An 18,037-nucleotide genomic window follows, 5' to 3' on the forward strand; every position below is an offset into this window, starting at 1 on the left:
TAGCTCTGGCAGTGCTGTGGTGAGTGGTGCCCGGTTGCCGGGCCTGCTGTGAGGGGATTCTCAGGTCCCGGGCGACTGTTCATGAAGTTCAAACCGGCTGCCGTCGGCTTGGCACCGGGGGCATTTATCCGGCGGGGTGGGCCCGCGTACTGGTTCCCCGCACACCGCACACACCCATTCCGTGGCAAGCAGCGAGACAATGTCTCCGCGGCTCACGATTCCCACGACTCGACCATCCTCCAGAACCGGGAGCCGGCGAACTCGCTTTTCGATCAGCAGGTGCCGCAAGTCTGCGATCTTGGTTCCCGCGCTGACGGAAATCACGGCGGTGGTCATGAGGGACGCTGCCGTTGTGCCCTCTTTGGCGAGTAGGTCGAATTCGCTCACCAATCCTAAGACGTGACCCGAGTCGTCCACGACGGGCACGCCGCTGATCCGGTTGGCCCGCAGCAAATCCGCGATCTCGGCCACTGCCGTGTCCCCGGGAATGGCTATCACCGGGCTGCTCATGATGTCTGCCGCCGTAGCGGGGATTCTGGCGTCCATGGTTTCTCCTAAGGTGCTTGTAACGGTCCGTGGCGGCCGGACCTGTGTCCGGCTGCCCCAAATTTTGCGGCGTATTGTCCTTTGCGCGGCTGCCCGAAGCCGCTCTGGCCGGACCCGGCGGCGACAGCTCCGGGAGTGGTCTTGTCCTGGCAGCAGGCAGCCGATTCGTCGGGTATGAAGCCACCGGCGTCCTTGTTGGTAATGCCGACGGCGGAGATGGCACCTCCGATCACCAGCAGTACTGCAACCACCGCCATGATGCGCCGGAACGAGTCAATATCCAGCGCTGTACCAACGATGATCCCGGCCAAGGCGATGGCGACCAGGCCCGCCACCCGGGAGACTGCGTTGTTCACTGCCGAACCAATGCCGCTTTGCAGCGGAGGGACCGCACTGAGAATGGCTGAGGTCAGCGGTGCCACCGTCACGGCAAGGCCAAGGCCGTACAGAACCAGGCCGGGAAGCATTTGCAGCCAGAAATTGAACGGCTCGCCAGCTGTCATCATCAACAAAAAGCCGATGCCGGCCACAACCGGGCCCACCGCCATGAACAGGCGCGGGCCGTACCTCCCGGCCAACCCTCCAAACACGCCTGCAAGGAACATGGAAAGCACCGCCACCGGCAGTGTTGCCAGCCCAGCCTGCGCGGCCGTGAATCCAGCAACCTCCTGCAGGAAGATCACCACCATGAGCGGACCCAGTGACACTCCCGCATAGACAAATGCCGTGGCCAGATTGCCGACACCAAAATTACGGGCCCGGAACAGGACCAGAGGCATCATGGGGTGCCGTGCCTTGGCCTCCCAAACCAGGAACGCAACCAGCAGCAGTATCCCCACCACGAACGGAAGAAAGACGGCGGGGTTCTGCCAGCCGAGGCGTTGCTGCTCAATCAAGGCAAACACTGTGCCAGCCAGTCCCACCGCCGCCAGGACTGCACCGACGACGTCGACCGGCGGGTGTCCTTTTCCGGCGTCGAATGGTCCTACGGCCAACGGTCCGGAGGTGAAGACTGCCCCCGTTTGCTGCGGGGCAGCCGTGCGGGTCCGCCCCAAACCCATAAGGAGCACCAGCGTGATGGTGATGGGAATGACATTAATGGCAAACACCAGCCGCCAACTGATGTACTCCACCAGCACCCCTCCAAGCAGGGGGCCGGCAACGAACGCGGTTCCAGTCCAGGCGGTCCACGTGCCTATGGCTTTGGCTCTGCCCGGGCCGGTGAAAATGGAGGTGATCATGGCCAGCGAGCTGGGCACCAGGAGTGCGGCCCCGGCACCCTGAACGGCACGGGCAGCAATGAGGAGCCCCCCGGTAGGTGCCACCGCGCAGGCCAGCGACGCGATACCAAAAATGGCCAACCCCAGACGAAGTATGCGGATCCGGCCAAAGTTGTCGGAGAGTGAACCTGCCAGGAGAATCAAGGCCCCCAGGGTCAGCAGGTAGGCATCAACCACCCATTGTTGGGTTGGCAGGCCACCACCGAGATCATCTTCGATGGCAGGAAGTGCCACATTGACAATGGCACCGTCAAGAAACGCCACGAAAGACGCGAGGATGGCCACCCACAGAACCCGGCGCTGCAACGGCGTCATCGGAGGATGTGCCGGCGGTCCGAAAACTGGCAGGATGGAGGCCACGCGGGCCGATTCTCCCCTACGCGGCCGGTCCGTTGGACCGTTACCTTTGCGCTGCCTCCCCATGTGGCCATTAGAGCCCTGTGAGGCCAGCGCGTCAAGGGCACGGGACGGCCGGTCATTGACGTCCGTGCTCAACAGGGCGATCGTGGAAGGGAAGGCAGCCGAACGGCTACGGTGAACAGTCAGCAACCAGGAGCGGTCATGAAACCCAAGCAGTCCCCTCACATCCTTATTCTTGGCGGCGGATACGTCGGCCTCTACACCGCTTGGGGGCTGCGCCGAGCACTTCCCCGAGGCAAGGCTCGGGTCACGGTGGTTGAACCCAACCCGTACATGACGTACCAGCCTCTGCTGCCGGAGGTGGCTGGGGGCGAGCTTGACGCCCGCAGCGTTGCGGTGGATCTGACCCGTGCGCTGAAGGGCATGGACCTGTTTCGCGGACGGCTCCTCTCGCTGGACGTGGCAGCACGCACTGCCCGCCTTGAATCACTCAGCGGCGAAACCTCCACTGTGGCTTTTGACCACGTAGTCCTGGCCATGGGCGCAGTCAGCAGAACCTTTCCCACCCCGGGCTTGGCCGATCACGGTATCGGTTTCAAGACCCTTGCGGAAGCCGTCCACGTACGCAACCAGGTGTTGGGAAACATTGCCCTTGCGGCAGCAGCCACCGACCCGGAAGTGCGGGCGAAGGCCTTGACGTTCGTCTTCGTGGGTGGCGGATACACGGGGGTGGAAGCTCTGTGCGAGCTCAGTGACCTGGCCAAGCTCGCAGTGGATGAACGCCCGTCGCTGAACCGCAGCGAACTGCGTTGGGTGCTGGTGGAAGCCTTGGACCGGGTGGCGCCGGAGGTAGGCCCTAAACTCTCAAAGTTCACTCTTGCCCAGCTGCGTGAACGCGGTATAGAAGTTCGTTTGGAGACCACCATGAAGTCCTGCGTGGATTCGCAGGTGATCCTCAGTGACGGCAGCACCTTCACCACGAACACCATTGTCTGGACGGCGGGCGTCAAGCCCAACCCTGTCTTGGATGACACCGACGTTCCCCGCGGCCCCAAGGGGCATGTCAGCGCCAATTCCAAGCTGCAGGTCATCGACGACGACGGCGTACCCGTGCCAGGCGTCTGGGCGGCCGGCGACAACGCTCAAGTACCCGACACAACTGCCGAAAAGCAGCCGGCGTTCTACGCGCCAAACGCACAAAACGCCATGCGCCAGGCGAAAGTGCTGGCGCAGAACATTGCAGCGGACTTGGACGGCAGGCCCCTGACAGAGTTCAAGCACAAGTCCCTGGGCACCTTGGCGAGCTACGGGGTTGGCCGGGGTGCCGCCGTCGTGCTGGGCATTGAACTGAAAAACAGGCCCGCCTGGATCGTCGACAGGATGTACCACGGCCTGGCCGTGCCAACGTTCAACCGCAAGTGGCACGTGTTCTCGGCGTGGATTGCCGGCGCCCTCAGCAAGCGCGACCTCACCGCACTGCCGGGCATCGAACACCCCCGCCGGGCGTTCCTGGAAACGTTCGAGAAGAAGGATTAGCGTCGCTCAGCCCTTTTTCGTGAAGGCCCTGCGCAGCGAGAGCTTGCGGGAATACTCAATGGAGCCGTAGCGGAACAAGTGCACGGCAACGCGCAGCGCCAGCAGGCCGAATACAAATAGTTCCGCAATCACAATGACCGCTGAGACGCCGTTGAGCGAGCCAAACGCGTTGCGCAGAATGGCGGTGATGGGCGCCGTGAAGGGGAAGTACGTGAAGACTTGCACAATCATGGAGCCGGGGTCGCTGACCACCAGGGTCACAACGTAAAACGGGACGAACATCATGATCATGACCGGGGCAAACACGGAAGCCGCATCCTTGGCCGTGGGCATGACGGCCCCAATGCCCACCAGCACGCCGGTAAAGAGGATGAAACCGCCAATAAACAAAAGCGCGCCCACCAGCATCGGCAGGAACTGGAATTGCAGCGCGGAAAGGTCAAAGTCCGGGATGGCCAGCTGCCCGCGGAAGAACACATAGCCCAGCAGCATGGGAGTCGAAAACACCAGCGCCTGCACCGCACCGACAAGGAACAGCGAAATCACCTTGCCCACCACCAACGTTGTGGGGTCAAGGGTGGTCAGGATCATTTCGGTGACCCGGTTCTCCTTCTCCTCCAGCGTTGAGGCCAGCATTTGATTGGCCAGCAGGATGATGACCACATAGAACAGCACCAGGAACAGCAGCGGCGGCACCACGGTTTCCAAGCCGCCGGAGGGTTGGCCGTCCTTGAACGTTTGCGCTTCGGTGCTGAAATTTCCCTGCACGGCTGCCGTCAGTTCAGCCGAGCCCACCTTTTCCTGGGCCGAAAGAATGACGAGCTGCTTGGCCACGGCATCGTATGTGCCGTTCTTGAAAATGCCCTGGTCCGTGCCATAGACCAGCACCGGTTCCTTCGTGATGGTGGCCGGGAAACTGAAGTAGGCATTGAGTTTGCCTTCCTTCACGCGTTCGACGGCGGTGCCCGGGCTGGTCTCGACGCGCCCGCCCATCGCTGTGGCAACGGCCGGATCAATGAGCTGCGAAGCGTCAGTGTAGCTGAAGTCGAGGCTCTGGTTTTTTTGTTGTTCCGTGCGGTTCTGTGCCGAAGAACTGCTGACAAAGACCAGCACGAAGACAATGGCCAGCAGCACCGGAATGGCCAGTGTCGCAATCCAGAAGCGGCGTTTTTTCACGGTCCTGGTAAATTCAAATTGCACTACCGTGCCCAGGTTATGGCGGGCCATGTCACTTCACCGGACCTTGGGTGTTGCCGGCGGGCGCGGTGCCGGTGCTTCCAACTGCCACCTCTTCGCCGTAGATCTGGATGAAGATGTCATCCAGGCTGCGTTTGGCTGCCACAAATCCGCGCACCACCACGCCAGCCAGCACCAGTTCCTTGAGTATCTGCGCCTCGTCGATGCTCTCATCCACGGACAGCTCCGCATAGTTCGTTTCATGCAGAGCCACCTTGTAGTGCGACGAGGTTGGCAGGTTCCCAGAGTATTTGAGTTTGATGGTGCGCCCGCCAAACTGATTCTGTACCTCGTCGATGGTGCCGTAGGCCTCGGCCCTGCCGTCCTTGAGGAGGATGATCCGGTCACACAACCGCTCCACCTCCTCCATTTGGTGGGTGACCATCATGACCGTGGCACCGGCTTCCTTGCGCTCTTCGATGATGTCCATCAGGAGCCGCCTGTTGACAGGGTCAAAGCCCTTGGTGGGTTCATCGAGAATGAGCAATTCGGGTTCGTTCATGATGGTCACGCCCAGCTGGATCTTTTGCTGCTCCCCGCCGGAAAGCTTGTCCACGCGCACATCGGCCTTGTTCACCAGATCCACCCTGTCCAGGTACTGCCGGGAAAATGCCTGTGCGTTCTGTTTCGACAGGCCCTTGAGCCGGCCGAAGTAGGTCATGACGTCAAGCACCGACTCTTTCTTGTACAGTCCCCGCTCCTCCGGCAGGTACCCAAGCCGGGAGCCAAAGTCGTCACTGAACACCTTCCCGTTGATCTCAAGGGTTCCCGAGGTGGGACGGTAGATACCCAGAAGTGCGCGGATCGTCGTCGTCTTTCCACTGCCGTTGCTACCCAGAAACCCGAAGGTCTCACCTCGGGCAACGTCAAAACTCAGCCCCTCAATGACCTTCTTGGAGCCAAAGTGGATGTGGAAGTCATGGATGTGGATGAGCGGCGCTGCAGCATTCATACAGCCACACTAGTCCTTCGGGTTTCGATGGGTTAGTAGTCCGGAACCAGCAGCGGTCCCCGGCCGTGGATCTGGCCGGGGACCGTTGCAGTTAAGCGTTGCAGTTAAGGAAGGTTCGCAGAAGCCGCCTTTCTATCAGTTCCTATTCTTACTCCGTTGTTGCAAGTTGTAGTGATCAGGCATTGATGGCTTGACGTTCCCCCTCCTTCTGTTGCGTGGTGATGGCGATCTTGCGCGGTTTGGCCTTTTCTGCCACCGGAATGCGCAGTCGCAGCACACCGGTGTCATAGCTGGCTTGGATATTCTCCGTATCCAGGTTCTCCCCTAGGACCAACTGGCGGTTGAATACTCCGCGCGGCCGCTCGGCGGCCAACATTTCCCTGTCCCCGTCCAGGCCCTCGCGTTCGGCCCTGACGGTGACCACGTTGCGTTCCACATCCAGGTTGATCGACTCCGGGCTCACTCCAGGCAGGTCGAACTCCACCTCAAAAGTGTCACCTTGACGCCACGCGTCCATCGGCATCGCCGCTGGCCGGGCTGCTGTGCCGAGTACCTGCTGGGCAAGGCGGTCAAGTTCACGGAACGGGTCTGTACGCATCAACATGGCAATTCACTCCTTTTCAACGCCACTGGATCTCAGTGGAACTTGGTGCCATTTTTATTTGTTGGTCCCCTCCACGATCTGTTGTGGAAGGTATAGATTTTTTATAACACAGATGAAGCATTGGTGCAAGAAGTTCTTCCGAAACTTCGTGACGAAATTAAGATAGAACGCAGACGCAACATAGTCAAGACACCGAAGCAGCTGGTGCTGGCTCTGGAAACTGAAAACATGCAGCTGAAGGCAGCACTGGCCAGCAGGTGCCCCGCCCGAGTCCTAGAGGATTAGCCGCACATCTGCGGCGCCGCGTAGGCTTGATGCGGCCTCCGCCATTTTGCCACCCCCTATCGAATGCACTCATGACCTTTGACCTTCCGCTCATGCTCGACCTTTTGGGCGTCTTCTTCTTCGCCGTTTCCGGCTGCCTGCTCGCAGCCCGCAAAGGCTTCGACCTTGTGGGCTCGGTGCTGCTTGGCTCCATGGTTGGTTTGGGTGGCGGGGTGGTCAGGGACATCATTCTTGATCAGGGCCCGCCAGCCGCGTTCACCAACCAGCTGTACTTGGTGCCTCCCGTGGCTGCCGCCCTCCTGGTCTATTTCACGGTCAAGAACGTCAAGCGCAGCGGCCGCCTCTTGTTCATGTTCGACGCCGGAGGGCTGGCTCTGTTTTGCATCACCGGCACGCTGAAGGCGCTGGAGGCCGGGATGAATCCCGTCGCTTCGATCCTGTTGGGCGTCACCACTGCTGTGGGCGGTGGCATCCTGCGTGATATCACAGCCAATGACGTACCGAAGGTCTTTGATCCCAAGGATCTTTACGCCATCCCGGCCTTTGCCGGCGCCGCCTTGGCCACTGTGCTGTGGCATGTTGGATGGCTGAACCTGGCAACCGGAACCGTTGCCGCCGTCGTCGTTTTCACGTTCCGCCTGCTCAGCCTCCGGTATGGCTGGCATGCTCCCTTGGCGGCTAGAAGTTGGGCGGCACGGCGGCCCCGCCGCAGCTAGAATTGTCCTTGGAGCAGTGCACGCCAATTTTCGGAGATTTGAATGTCTGACATGTTCGTAGAGAAGTTCCGCGGCCTGGTGCCCTTGTACCTGGCGGAGCCGTGGCAGGAGGCCGACGGCATCACGCTGTCCGACCTTGACACGGTCTTTAAGGAACTGCAGATCAAGGTGCCGCTGGTTCTGCGTGAATTTCTGCACGCCTTGGGCAATTGTGAAGAGCTCATGGAGGCGTACTACTACTTTTGGGATCCCGAAGAGCTTGAAATTGAGGACGGCTACCTGTTGTTCCTTGAGGACGAGGACGAGGCCTACACGTGGGGCATGCTGGTGGATCAGGCCGATGTCCCGGATCCCATCGTATGGCGGCGGAACAATGCCACGGGTGCATGGGTCAACGAAGAAGGCACGTTCAGCGAGTTTGTGTTTGACATGCTCGACTGGGTCTTCACCGACGAGGACTAGTCCAGGCGAACGGATGCACGGATAACTATAAGGTTGCGGCTATGGGAATATTCCTCCGGTGGCGGTAGCGTTGCGTTTATGGACGCACAGCAGCCTTTGACAACGTTAGTTCCCGATCCCGCTGAGATTGTGGGCCTTATTGAAAAGTTGGTCGAGGGCCGCTGGCCGCGCTCTGAATTCGACAGAAAAACGTTGTTCTTGGATCTGGGCTTCACCTCCGGGGCCAGCTGGGATGATGCCGTCACTGCCACAGAGACGCATCACTACTCGCTGGGCATCGGGGAGAAGCCGCGTGAGATTATGTCTTCTTGGACCTCCCACAACGGGCGCTTCGTGGGCATCAGCATGCACCTGTACTCGTCCATGGACACGGACAACCCTTCCACGCGGCAGGGCTTTGAGGACTTTCTCCAGCGACTGACCGCACTCTACGGTGAGCCGACCAACCCTTGGCATGACCCCGTGGTGCCCGCCTGCGTGTGGAGCGTCAATGGCCGCCGGATTGTGATCCGTTTCTTCAACCTCCAACACAGCAGCATGATGCTCAGTGTTGAGGACGCCGGCCTCGCCAGCGCGGCCGAGGCTGCCATGCGACGCAACAGCACTCCAACTCATTGGAACAACAGCGAAGAAGGTGCCAGCCCCTTCTTGCTCCCAAGGATCGGTGGACGCACCGGCTGACTGCCGCACGCCCCCACTTAGAGGTCGCGGTCTACCACCGCTTCAGCAAAGTAGGAAAGAGCCGTCTTCACGGTGCCTTCGGGCATGGGTGCCAGCACCGCAATGGCCGCAGCCGACCATTCCCGGGCCACAGCCCACGATTCAGCGGTGACTGGGTGCTCACGCAGCGCCGTCACGGCGGCTGTCAATGACTCGTCACTGTCCAGGTCGCCGTCAACAAGTGCAAGCACGGCAGCAGCTTCGGCATCCCCGGCTGCCGCAGCGTTGCGCAGCAACAGCACCGGCATGGTTGGCACGCGCTCGCGCAGGTCCGTGCCGGGGACCTTCCCGGAAACCTGCTTCAATCCTGTGACATCAATGACGTCGTCGGCCAGCTGGAAAGCCACGCCCACCTTTTCGCCGTACTCCAACAGCACGTCCTGAATTTCCTCGTCGACCCCGGCGAAGATCGCGCCAAGCTGCCCCGACGCGGCCACGAGCGATCCGGTTTTGTCTGCGATGACGGACAGATAGTGCTCAATCGGGTCCTCGTCGTCGCGCGGCCCCACGGTTTCATGCAACTGGCCCAGGCACAGTCGTTCAAATGTGCGGGCCTGGATGCCCAACGCCCGGCCGCCAAGTTCCGACACCAGAATGGAGGTGCGGGCAAAGATCAGGTCCCCGGTCAGGATGGCCACGGTGTTGCCCCAAACCTCGTGCGCCGTGGGTGCGCCGCGGCGGAAGGGAGCGGAATCCATGACGTCATCGTGGTACAGGGTGGCCAGGTGCGTCAGTTCAACCACGACGGCGGCCTGCACCACTTCGTCCCGGTTCGGGTCCCCGAGGTGGGCGGCTAGAAGTACCAGCAGCGGACGGATCCGTTTGCCACCAGCTTCAACGAGGTGACGGCTGGTCGCATCGGCCAACGGGTCGGAGTGGGCAATCGCCTCGCGCAGCCGCTTCTCCACCCGGGCGAGGCTCATGGCAATCGAGGGTCCCAGCTCCGGATCGTCAGCAACGGCTGAAAACCCGGACGGCAGTTGCATTTCCGTGGCGATGGCCATGGTGCTGGGATTGGGGTCGTGCGATTCAGGGCGTCCTTGACCAGCGGGGGCCCAGCTGTGGTTCGCAGAAGTAGTCACTACTTAACACTAACTAGTGGAAGGGATTGTTGCTTGGATGTGCCGGACATGTCCTGATTTCCGGTGGCGGGAACCATTTTTTCCAGTAAATGAATCACTCTATCTTCAAGACCTCGTTCGTTCTTGTCCGTGAGGTTTGCCATCAGGCGCACCACGAATCGCATCAGCACGGGCAGGGGCATGCCTGTGCGCAGCGCCAACTTCATGATGCTCGGTTTGCCGATGAGTGAGGCGAATGCGCGCCCCAGGGTGAAGTGGCTTCCCCACTCATCGCGGACAAAGTCGCTGTAGCCGGAGAGTGCGTGGTTGGCGGCCAACGCAGAGTTGGTGCCTGCCGCCCGCACAATGAACTCGGCTGCGAACCGGGCGGATTCCATGGCGTAGGAAATACCTTCGCCGTTGAACGGGCTGACCATGCCGCCAGCATCGCCCAGCAGCATCAGGCCTGCGGAGTAGTGCGGCGTCCGGTTGAACCCCATGGGCAGCGCGGCACCGCGGATGGGGCCCACCTGGTTTTCGGCTGTGAAGCCCCACTCAGCGGGCATTGCGGCAGTCCAGTCGCGCAGCACCTGGCGGTAGTCCAATTTTCCGAATTCCTTGGAGGAGTTCAAAATGCCCAGGCCCACGTTGGAAGTCCCGTCGCCAACTCCGAACACCCAGCCGTAGCCGGGCAGGATCTTGCCGTCGGGAGAGTTCAGCTCCAGCCAACCCTCCATCCAGTCGTCATCGTGGCGCGGGGAGGTGAAGTAAGTGCGGTACGCGACGCCCATCGGCCTGTCGTCACGCTTCTCATGACCCAGGGAGACGGCCGTACGAGTGGAGTTGCCGTCAGCGGCCAGCACCACATCGGCAAAGAAGTCCACGGATTCGCCCGTCTTCCTGCCCGAGTCGTCCAAAAGCGACGCCCTGGCACCCACCACGGTTCCGGCGTCGTCCGTCAGGGCAGTGGAGACGGAGTGGCCCTCAAGGATGACGGCGCCCGCGGCCCGGGCGTGCGCGGCAAGGGCCTCGTCGAAGCCCAGACGGGTGCGGATCAGACCGTAGTCGGGGAAGTTACTCAGCTCCGGCCAGGGGACCTCGATTTGGCGGCCGCCGGCGATCAGGCGCAGGCCTTTGTTGCGGCGCCAGCCTTCGGTGGGGTCGTGCGGCAGGCCCATGAGCTGCATTTCGCGCACGGCGCGCGGCGTCAGGCCGTCACCGCAAACCTTTTCGCGCGGAAAGCGGGTCTTTTCCAGCACGGTAACGTCAATCCCGGCTGTTGCCAGGTGGTAGGCGGCTGTGGATCCGGCGGGGCCGGCCCCCACGATCAGTACCTTCACAGTGTGCGGAGTTCCTTTAGTTAGTGGAGCGGGCGCTAGTTGGTCGGCAGCGGCTTGGTGGCGCGGTGGACGGCCACAATGCCGCCGCTCAAGTTCCGGTAGGTGACATCCTGCCAGCCTGATTCGCTGAGCCAGGCGGACAGACTGTCCTGGTTGGGCCACGCGCGGATGGACTCGGCCAGATAGACGTAGGCGTCCGGGTTGGAGGCGACCGTTCTCGCAATGGGCGGCAGTGCACGCATCAAGTATTCGGTGTAGACGGTGCGGAACGGGGCCACCGTGGGGTGTGAAAACTCCGCCACCACAACCTTGCCGCCGGGTTTGGTCACGCGCAGCATCTCGCGCAGGGCCTTCTTCGGGTCCATGACGTTGCGCAGGCCAAAGGAGATGGTGGAGGCGTCAAAGGAGTTGTCGGCGAATGGCAGGTTCATGGCGTCACCGGCAACAAAATCAATGTCGGGGCGTCGGCGCTTGCCCACCTTGAGCATGCCTATGGAGAAGTCGCAGGCCACCACGTGGATGCCTGCGTCGGCATACGGTTCGCTTGAGGTACCCGTGCCAGCAGCCAGGTCTAGGACTTTTTGTCCGGGCGCGGCGCCTACCGCGTCAACCACAACGCGACGCCAACGACGCGTCTGTCCCATGGACAGAATGTCATTGACGATGTCGTATTTAGGGGCCACGTCGTCAAACATGGCGGCCATTTCTTCCGGACGCTTCTCCAAGGATGCACGCTTCACCCCCATAGTCTCTCAAACTTTGCTGTACTTCGCGCGCGCTTGCACCCCACTTGTGGGCCATCACACCGCGCTGGGGCCGGACTTTGGCGCCCGGGCGAGTAATCTTGACTCATCATGACTGCTTCCTTGGGCACCCATTCGCTGCGCACCCTGACCATGGCCCTGGATCCGGCCATACTCTCAGGCCTCAACGTGTCCTCCGCCGACAGCTTGTTGGGCGCACTGTCCACCGATGATCCGCTGTGTTGGCTGCGTCGGGGTGAAGGACTTGTGGGCCTCGGCGAGATCGCGATTTTCAAAGGTATCGGCCCCAGCCGCTTTTCTGACGCAGAACGGTGGTGGCGGAAGCTGCTGCTCTGGGCTGACGTCAACGACTCCATACGCATGCCGGGCACCGGGCCCATGGCTTTTGGCTCCTTTGCCTTCTCCAAGACGAGCTCATTTAAATCCGTGCTGATTGTGCCCGAGCTCGTGGTCGGCTTCTTCGGCGGCACTGCATGGCTCACCCAGCTGACCCTTGACGGCGCCGCCCCCACCGCCGATTCCGCCTTGGCCCTCCTGCGCGCAGAGCTGGCCGGCTCCGCAGCGAGCACGACGCCGGGCCCCGCCTCCGCAGGCACCGTCCAGTCCGGGGCGCTCACCGAGGCGCAGTGGAAGGACACAGTGTCTGCCGGAGTGGCTGCGATAGCTCGCGGAGGCTTGGAAAAGGTCGTTTTGGCCCGCGATGTGGTGGCCACGTTCGATGATCCGGTACGCAGAGTTTCAATTCTGCAACGATTGCTCGATCTTTATTCGGAGTGTTGGACCTACGGAGTGCGCGGCTTGGTTGGCGCCACTCCTGAGATTTTGATCAAGGTGGACGGCTCCACGGCCCAGGCCCGCGTGTTGGCTGGAACCCTTGATCGTGAGGATGAACCAGCCGGCTCCACGGGCTTTGCCAGCACTGTTCTGGGCGGGTCGATCAAGCAGCGCCAAGAGCACGACTTTGCCGTGCGCTCGCTGGTTCGCCAATTGACCCCTTTCGCTTCCGATCTCTCATTCCCCTCCGAACCGTTTATTCTCGAGCTGCCCAACGTGTGGCATCTGGCCTCTGATGTCACGGCTGAGCTGGCCAGCTCCAACGGGCATCTTCCCAGCTCTCTGGCCTTGGTTGAGGCCTTGCATCCCACGGCTGCAGTCTGCGGGACCCCCCGTGATGACGCCGGACGGCTCATCCTGCAGTTGGAAAAGATGGACCGCGGCCCCTATGCCGGGCCAGTTGGCTGGATGGATGGGGCCGGCAATGGGGAATGGGGCATCGCGTTGCGCGGTGCCGTCCTGGAAGACTCCCGCCATGCGCGCCTATATGCGGGTGCCGGCATTGTTGAGGCTTCTGATCCTGAGGCGGAACTGGCCGAGACGTGGGCAAAGTTTCGCCCCATGCTGCAGGCATTCAACCTGCATACCCACCCGTAAGACCATTCATCCCGTCTGGAATTCCAGACAACAGTCTTTTGCGGAGTCTTGCCTAAGACCCAATAAAGTTGTTCAATAGCAAAATATTGTTTACCGTGATGCACATCACTGCAGGATAGACTATTTTCCATTGCTCGCATCTCACAACGAAACAAAGGGTAAAAATGCGTAATCCAACTAAAATGGGGCTGCAGTTTGCAGCTGTCCTCGCTGTTTCAGCCATGGCACTGACCGGGTGTAACAACGCCGAGGTGACCCCCAACAGCAGCAGCGGCAGCGCCACCTTTGATCCTTCCACCGTTGCCAAGGACGATGCGCTGATTGCCATGCTGCCGGGTGCACTCAAAGACAAGGCCACCTTGGACGTTGGTTCTGACACATCCTATGAACCGGCTGAGTTCCTGGCGGCAGACGGCCAGACTCCCATTGGCTACGACGTTGACCTTGCCAAGGCCATTGGCGCCGTCCTGGGTAAGAAAGTGGACGTGCACACGTCCGAATTCTCCACGATCCTGCCGAGCCTGGGTTCCAAGTACGACTTGGGCATCTCCTCGTTCACCATCAACCCCGAACGCTCAAAGGCCGTGAACTTTGTCAGCTACTTCAATGCTGGTGTTCTCTGGGCCGTCCAGAAGGGCAACCCCAAGGGCATCTCCCTGGACGACCTCTGTGGCAAGAAGGTGGGCGTCCAGACCGGAACAGTTGAAGAAGACCCTGATGTTTCCGATCGTTCCAAAGCCTGCGTAGCCGCTGGCAAACCTGCCATTGAAGTTATCTCGCTTAAGAACCAGACTGATGTGACCACACGCCTTGTCAGCGGCAGCATCGATGCGATGAGCGCCGACTCGCCCATCATTAAGAATGCCCTGCAGAAGACCGGCGACTCGCTGGAGACGCTGGGCGACGTGTATGACGCGGCTCAGCAGGGCATCGCCATCGCGAAGGATGACACCGTCTTTGCGGGGGTCATTGAAAAAGTCTTGAACAAGCTCATGGCTGACGGCGTCTACACCCAAATTCTCAAGGACTGGAACAACGATGAAGGTGCAATCACCAAGGCTGTGCTGAATCCGACGGCAAGCAATTGAGTGACCGCACCGTGCGCGAGGCGCAAGCCGGCACGGATGGCGGCCTTGACCTAATCAAGGCAATTCCTGTTCGTCATCCAGGTCGCTGGATTGGTGCCGCAGTCATACTGCTCGTCGTGGCCTTGATCATCCAGAGCCTTGTCACCAATAAGAACTTCCGCTGGGAGACGGTCGGCAAGTACCTCTTTGACATCTTGGTGTTGCAGAGCATCGGCTGGACGCTGCTCTTGACAGTTGCGTCCATGATCATTGCGATTGTGTTGGCAATCTTGTTGGCCTTCATGCGTCAATCCGAGAATCCGCTATTCAGGTACGTTTCCTGGGCATGGGTCTGGTTTTTCCGCGGCACGCCTGTCTATACGCAATTGGTCTTTTGGGGACTTGTCTCCGTGCTGTATCCAAAGATCGTCCTTGGCGTTCCGTTCGGGCCCGAATGGCTCTCCTTCGACACCCAAACCATCATCACTGCGCTGGTGGGTGCCATTGTTGGCCTGGGCCTGAACGAGTCGGCATACTTGGCTGAAATCTTCCGCGCCGGCTTGAAGTCCGTCGACAGCGGTCAGATGGAAGCTGCGGAAGCACTGGGCATGCGCCGCTCCAAGATCATGTGGCGCATCGTCCTTCCTCAGGCCATGAGGGTCATTGTCCCGCCAACCGGCAACGAAACCATTGGCATGCTCAAAACAACCTCACTGGTTTTGGCCATCCCGTTCACTCTGGACCTGACGTTCGTCACGAACACCATTGCCAACCGCACGTACCTGCCCATCCCCCTGCTGATAGTGGCCGCCATCTGGTACCTGGTGATCACGTCATTGTTGATGGTGGGGCAGTTTTACATCGAGCGGTACTACGGCAAGGGCGTTGACAACATCACGCACAAACCCGTCAAGGCAACCGCCGCAGCTGCGGCCGCGCATGCCGGGGGCACACCCAATTCCAGCGGGACCGTGAAAGGCCAGCAGCCATGACAGAAACTTCGGCAACTCCCCAAAAGCAAGGCGCTGCTGTCAAGCCGTTGGTGTCGATTGAGAACGTGCACAAATTCTTCGGCGACCACCATGTCCTGCAGGGCATAGACCTCCAGGTCAACCCCGGCGAAGTCTCCGTCATCATCGGCCCATCCGGTTCGGGCAAGTCGACGCTGCTGCGCTGCATCAACCTGCTGGAAACCATCAGCGCCGGGCGGATCTACGTTCACGATGCACTCATTGGCTACCGTGAACGCAACGGGCGCCTCCACGACCTGAGTAGCAAGCAAATTGCCAACCAGCGCCGGGAGATCGGCATGGTATTCCAACGCTTCAACCTGTTCCCACACAAGACTGCCCTGCAGAACGTCATCGAGGCGCCCACGCAGGTTAAGCACCAGTCCAAGACGGCCGCCAAATTGAAGGCACACGAACTGCTGGAAATGGTTGGTTTGTCCGACCGCGCGAACTACTACCCGGCGCAGCTTTCCGGTGGGCAACAGCAACGCGTTGCCATTGCCCGGGCCTTGGCCATGGAGCCAGAGCTCATGCTCTTTGATGAGCCCACCTCGGCCTTGGACCCCGAGCTGGTGGGTGACGTTTTGGAAGTCATGAAAAACCTTGCCAAATCGGGCATGACCATGATTGTGGTAACCCACGAGATCGGTTTTGCCCGCGAAGTGGGTGACACGCTGACGTTCATGGACGCCGGCCAAGTGGTGGAAAGCGGCAATCCGCGCGAGATCATCGCCAACCCGCAGCACCACAGGACGCAGGAGTTCCTCAGCCGCGTGCTGTAGCGCGGCTAGACGGCGGGGCAGATAATATCCTCAGCGACTTTCCGGCCAATCGGCCGCGGGCGGCCTCGGCCTCCCTGACGTCGCCTGCGGGCTAATCTGCCCCGCCGCCAATTTTTGGCAAGATTCCCAATCGTCCTAGACCGCCAGCGCCTTGCTAATCCGCGCATGCAGTTCCCGCAGGCCTGCCCGGCTTGCCGCCACCTCAATGATGTGCCGGCCATGGACCGGCGCGGCGAGCGCGGCATCCAGTTCCGCAGCGGTGTTCACCAGCGTGTGCTCCCACCCGTAGGCTGTGGCGAGCGCAGCGAGCTGCACCGTATGTGGAGTGCCAAAGAAGCGTTCGACGGCGGAGGCGTAGTTGGGTGCCTGCGCCAACCTGCCATGTTCCAGCACTGAGAAAATCCCCCCGCCTGCGTCGTTGAGTACGACGATTTGCAACTGTACCGGCTGTTCGGCAGGGCCGGTGGCGAGTGCACCGGAATCATGTAGGAACGTCACATCGCCGAGCAGCAAACGCGTTGGCCTGTTCGTGGCCAATGCCAGTCCGCTCGCTGTGGAAACGGTGCCGTCAATGCCGGACAGTCCGCGGTTCGCGTAGACGTCCACCCGATTCTCAGCTGTGGGCCTGCCAGCGAGGTCGACGTCGCGGACCGGGTTTGAAGAACCCAGCATGAGATTGCTCCCCGGATCCTGCTGCGCCCTGGCCCACAGGGCACGCGCCACTCGGGGACCAGTCAGCACCCCGCCACTGAGTCCCGGGTCCAGTGCCGTGTCCAGTGCAACTTCTGCCTTGGCGGATGCTCCCTGCCAAGCCTGCAGCCAGCCTTCGGGCCCGCGACCGGCAAAGCCCATCAGCTGATCCCACTGTGTCAGGATCAATTCAGTGCGGCGGCCTGCTTCAAACCACGGGACCGGGGTGGGAAGGAATAGGGCACGTTCCAAGGACGTATCCGCCAACAGTGCACTGATCTGCCGCGACAGGGTGGGGCGGCCAAAGAGCACCGCCCGCTGGATAGGCTGTGCGCTGTCCGGGCCGAACTGCTCCAGCAGCAATCGGTAGGGGCCTACTGCGTTCGGGCCGAAGCGGGCGTTGGAAGATGGCTCGGCCAGCAGTGGCAGGCCCAGGAGCCGGGCAAAGTACTCAGCCTCGGGTCCGGCACCGTGCCCCGCCACAACAACAGTCCGGTGACTCGAGGAAGGCAGCGCCTGCGCTGGTCGAGCTTGCGGAGCGGTTGGGGAGCGAGATCCAGTGGTTTCGATAGGCTCAACCGCCGAGTCCTCAACCACCGAGCCTTCAACCACCGGCAGCAGGCGCTCCCATTCTGAACCGTCAAGGGCAGGTGTCAGCGGGTCGCGGAAGGCCAGATTGACTTGTGCGGGTCCGGCTGGGATACCTTCGAGCCGTCCTCGGGCGGCGCTCATTGCGGTGGAGATGGCGCTTGTGGGATCGGTGCCGGCGGGCACGTCGGTGGCAAAGCGCACGTGCTCGCCAAAAAGATCGAGTTGCTGCGTTGTTTGGTTTGCCCCGGTGCCGCGCAACTCCTCGGGGCGGTCTGCGGACAAGACGATCAAGGGTATGCCGGCATGATTGGCTTCCATCACGGCGGGCATCAGGTTCCCCACAGCAGTTCCGGAAGTTGTCAGCACTGCAACGGGGGAATTGGAACCCAATGCGAGCCCCAGCGCCGTAAATCCGGCAACACGTTCGTCAATACGTACATGCACGCTGAGTCTGCCGTCTGCTTCGGCCTCCGCGAGGGCGTACACCAAAGGGGCGCTACGGGAGCCGGGCGCCACCACCACATGGCCAACCCCTGCCCGTTCCAAGGCATCCACAACATAGCGGGCAGCATCCATCGAGCTTAGTAAAGTCACGCCACTACTC

The 18,037-nt window shown here is 61.1% G+C and carries 17 protein-coding genes; 8 read left to right on the forward strand and 9 right to left on the reverse strand.

Going from position 1 to position 18,037, the window contains the following annotated elements; genetic code table 11:
- Window positions 1-60: 60 nt before the first annotated feature.
- Window positions 61-546: a CBS domain-containing protein gene (locus JMA46_RS00385; RefSeq protein WP_207343318.1), complete on the reverse strand. Its 486-nt coding sequence runs from the start codon at window positions 544-546 to the stop codon at window positions 61-63.
- An 8-nt stretch (window positions 547-554) separates the two neighbouring features.
- On the reverse strand, window positions 555-2,141 hold the full coding sequence (locus tag JMA46_RS00390; RefSeq protein ID WP_207343463.1) for an MFS transporter: 1,587 nt from the start codon (window positions 2,139-2,141) through the stop codon (window positions 555-557).
- Window positions 2,142-2,387: 246 nt separating this feature from the next.
- On the opposite strand from JMA46_RS00390, the gene JMA46_RS00395 reads away from it, so the two are divergent.
- Complete coding sequence (locus JMA46_RS00395; protein WP_207343319.1) at window positions 2,388-3,722, forward strand: NAD(P)/FAD-dependent oxidoreductase; 1,335 nt, start codon at window positions 2,388-2,390, stop codon at window positions 3,720-3,722.
- Between the two features lie 6 nt (window positions 3,723-3,728).
- Here JMA46_RS00395 and JMA46_RS00400 read toward each other — a convergent pair whose 3' ends face one another.
- The 3 genes from JMA46_RS00400 to JMA46_RS00410 form a co-directional block, all read right to left on the reverse strand.
- Window positions 3,729-4,949, reverse strand: a complete 1,221-nt coding sequence (locus JMA46_RS00400) for an ABC transporter permease (RefSeq protein WP_207343320.1) — start codon at window positions 4,947-4,949, stop codon at window positions 3,729-3,731.
- A 1-nt stretch (window position 4,950) separates the two neighbouring features.
- Entirely contained in the window at window positions 4,951-5,910 is a 960-nt protein-coding gene (locus tag JMA46_RS00405; protein WP_207343321.1) for an ATP-binding cassette domain-containing protein, read from the reverse strand.
- A 175-nt stretch (window positions 5,911-6,085) separates the two neighbouring features.
- A complete protein-coding gene (locus tag JMA46_RS00410; RefSeq protein ID WP_207343322.1) occupies window positions 6,086-6,514 on the reverse strand; it encodes an HSP20 family small heat-shock protein in 429 nt (142 codons plus the stop codon).
- Window positions 6,515-6,870: 356 nt separating this feature from the next.
- Between JMA46_RS00410 and JMA46_RS00415 the strand changes: the two genes are divergently transcribed.
- From JMA46_RS00415 to JMA46_RS00425, 3 genes are all read left to right on the forward strand, one after another.
- The gene (locus tag JMA46_RS00415; RefSeq protein ID WP_207343323.1) at window positions 6,871-7,515 is read left to right on the forward strand and encodes a trimeric intracellular cation channel family protein; all 645 of its coding nucleotides are present in this window, start codon (window positions 6,871-6,873) and stop codon (window positions 7,513-7,515) included.
- 42 nt (window positions 7,516-7,557) lie between these two features.
- Window positions 7,558-7,977: a hypothetical protein gene (locus JMA46_RS00420; RefSeq protein WP_207343324.1), complete on the forward strand. Its 420-nt coding sequence runs from the start codon at window positions 7,558-7,560 to the stop codon at window positions 7,975-7,977.
- A 78-nt stretch (window positions 7,978-8,055) separates the two neighbouring features.
- Window positions 8,056-8,658 carry a hypothetical protein gene (locus JMA46_RS00425; protein WP_207343325.1) on the forward strand — a complete coding sequence of 201 codons (603 nt, stop codon included), beginning with the start codon at window positions 8,056-8,058 and terminating at the stop codon, window positions 8,656-8,658.
- Window positions 8,659-8,675: 17 nt separating this feature from the next.
- Here JMA46_RS00425 and JMA46_RS00430 read toward each other — a convergent pair whose 3' ends face one another.
- From JMA46_RS00430 to JMA46_RS00440, 3 genes are read right to left on the reverse strand one after another with little or no spacing between them, the layout of a single operon-like run.
- Entirely contained in the window at window positions 8,676-9,779 is a 1,104-nt protein-coding gene (locus JMA46_RS00430; protein ID WP_207343326.1) for a polyprenyl synthetase family protein, read from the reverse strand.
- A complete protein-coding gene (locus JMA46_RS00435) occupies window positions 9,779-11,098 on the reverse strand; it encodes a geranylgeranyl reductase family protein (protein ID WP_207343327.1) in 1,320 nt (439 codons plus the stop codon). Before JMA46_RS00435 ends, JMA46_RS00430 begins: the two co-directional genes overlap by 1 nt.
- A 35-nt stretch (window positions 11,099-11,133) precedes the next feature.
- Window positions 11,134-11,838 (reverse strand): demethylmenaquinone methyltransferase, encoded by a 705-nt coding sequence (locus JMA46_RS00440; protein WP_207343328.1) that lies wholly within the window; start codon window positions 11,836-11,838, stop codon window positions 11,134-11,136.
- A 114-nt stretch (window positions 11,839-11,952) separates the two neighbouring features.
- Between JMA46_RS00440 and JMA46_RS00445 the strand changes: the two genes are divergently transcribed.
- The 4 genes from JMA46_RS00445 (at window position 11,953) to JMA46_RS00460 (ending at window position 16,152) form a co-directional block, all read left to right on the forward strand.
- Complete coding sequence (locus JMA46_RS00445; RefSeq protein ID WP_207343329.1) at window positions 11,953-13,293, forward strand: isochorismate synthase; 1,341 nt, start codon at window positions 11,953-11,955, stop codon at window positions 13,291-13,293.
- A 164-nt stretch (window positions 13,294-13,457) separates the two neighbouring features.
- Complete coding sequence (locus JMA46_RS00450) at window positions 13,458-14,381, forward strand: ABC transporter substrate-binding protein (RefSeq protein WP_207343330.1); 924 nt, start codon at window positions 13,458-13,460, stop codon at window positions 14,379-14,381.
- Window positions 14,378-15,352, forward strand: a complete 975-nt coding sequence (locus JMA46_RS00455) for an amino acid ABC transporter permease (RefSeq protein ID WP_210768457.1) — start codon at window positions 14,378-14,380, stop codon at window positions 15,350-15,352. Before JMA46_RS00450 ends, JMA46_RS00455 begins: the two co-directional genes overlap by 4 nt.
- Window positions 15,349-16,152, forward strand: coding sequence for an amino acid ABC transporter ATP-binding protein (locus JMA46_RS00460; RefSeq protein ID WP_282099499.1), 804 nt, complete (start codon window positions 15,349-15,351; stop codon window positions 16,150-16,152). Before JMA46_RS00455 ends, JMA46_RS00460 begins: the two co-directional genes overlap by 4 nt.
- Window positions 16,153-16,287: 135 nt before the next feature.
- Here JMA46_RS00460 and menD read toward each other — a convergent pair whose 3' ends face one another.
- A complete protein-coding gene (gene menD, locus JMA46_RS00465; RefSeq protein WP_207343466.1) occupies window positions 16,288-18,009 on the reverse strand; it encodes a 2-succinyl-5-enolpyruvyl-6-hydroxy-3-cyclohexene-1-carboxylic-acid synthase in 1,722 nt (573 codons plus the stop codon).
- Between the last annotated feature and the right edge of the window lie 28 nt (window positions 18,010-18,037).

Origin of the sequence: Arthrobacter sp. E3, from assembly GCF_017353415.1 — a bacterium.
In the GTDB taxonomy this organism is placed as follows: domain Bacteria; phylum Actinomycetota; class Actinomycetes; order Actinomycetales; family Micrococcaceae; genus Specibacter.